General features: G+C 74.5%; 1 protein-coding gene. It reads left to right on the plus strand.

What is annotated here, in order from left to right; all coding sequences use genetic code 11:
• Positions 1-633: 633 nt before the first annotated feature.
• The gene (locus I6A81_RS41115; RefSeq protein ID WP_203010519.1) at positions 634-1,488 is read left to right on the plus strand and encodes a patatin-like phospholipase family protein; all 855 of its coding nucleotides are present in this window, start codon (positions 634-636) and stop codon (positions 1,486-1,488) included.
• Positions 1,489-1,602: the final 114 nt, after the last annotated feature.

The following is a 1,602-nucleotide window of genomic DNA, read 5'->3' on the forward strand; positions in this document are numbered from 1 at the left end:
GCGGTCGGAAGGTCGCTTGCGCGACCGCCGACCGCGGAGCCTGTCGGGCGCTGAGCGCCCTCTGGACCTGGTCCCGGGGTCGAGCTGCACAGCTGGGGGGCGGTCCCGGTCCGGGGTCGCGGAGGTGGTCGCGTTGGCGGGGCGCCGTCACCGTTGGTGGCTGGGTCGCGCGAACGCGTCACCAGAAGTGGCCGTATCCGAGGATGTTGGACCGCGAAGCTGGGGCGGTCTGGTCCGAGGGCGTGGAGGTGGTCGCGTTGGCGGAGCACCGTCACCGTCGGTGGCTGGGTCGCGCGAACGCGTCACCAGAAGTGGCCGTATCCGAGGATGTTGAACCGCGACTCTGGGGGCGGTCTGGTCCGGGGTCTCGGAGGTGGTCGCGTTGGCGGGGCGCCGTCACCGTTGGTGGCTGGGTCGCGCGAACGCGTCACCAGAAGTGGCCGTGTCCGAGGATGTCGCTTGGCGGTTGGCACCGTGGGATGTCCAGGGCCCCGTAGATCCGCGACGGTGCCCTGACCCGCGCTCGGCGTCCGCGCTCGCACGGACACGGAAAGGGGTTCCAGCGGCTGGCGGAGGCCGAATTGCTGATCACGTCTGAGAATGGGGCGGCGGAGCTAGGAGAGGTGAGGGTCGATGTCGCGGGCGCTGGTGCTGGGCGGAGGCGGGCTGGCCGGGATCGCCTGGGAGATCGGCCTGCTCGCCGAACTCGCTCAGGCGGGATCCGACCTGGCCGCGGCCGACACCGTGATCGGGACCTCGGCCGGGTCGGTCGTCGGCGCGCTGCTGCGCGCCGGGCCGGGCCTGGAGGCGCCCCTCGCCGCCCAACTGGCGGCCTACGGCTCCGACGCCGAGCTACCCGTGAAGATCGATCCGGATCTCCTGATGAACATGTTCGGTGAGGCGGTCAGCGGCGCTCGCGACCTGCCGGCCGCGCTGTGCCGGATCGGCGCGATGGCCCTGGCCACGCCGACGGTCACCGAGCAGGAGCGTCGCCGGGTCATCGAGGCCCGCCTGCCCCGGCACGCGTGGTCCGAGGGCCGGCTGCTCGTGACGGCGGTCGACGCCGAACGCGGCACACTGGTCACCTTCGACAGGGACTCCGGCGTCGACCTCGTCGACGCGGTCGCGGCAAGCTGCGCCATCCCCGGTGTGTGGCCGCCGGTGACGATCGGCGGCCGCCGCTACATCGACGGCGGCTCCGGCTCGGCCACCAACGCCGGGCTCGCCGCCGGCCACGACATCGTGCTCGTCGTCGCGCCGATGACGACCCCGGTCCGCGGCCCGTTCCCCGGCATCGACGACGAGGTGCACGACCTGGAGCGGGCCGGCGCCCGGGTCCTGGTCGTCACCGCCGACGACGCCGCCAGGACCGCCTTCGGCCCCAACCCCCTCGATCCCACGGTCCGCCCCGCGTCCGCCCGCGCCGGCCGCCGCCAGGGCTGGTCCCTCGCCCACACGGTCCGCGCCTTCTGGACCGCGTCCCGCTAACCGGGCACCGCGGTGAATCCTCGTGCCGTGGCCAGGGCGGGTGCCGTGGCCAGGGCGGGTGGCCGGCCGCGGCGACGCGCCGCGGCCGTTCCCCGCGGCCGCCACCCGCCTGGG

The organism is Frankia nepalensis, assembly GCF_016786325.1.
Classification (GTDB): Bacteria; Actinomycetota; Actinomycetes; order Frankiales; family Frankiaceae; genus Pseudofrankia; species Pseudofrankia nepalensis.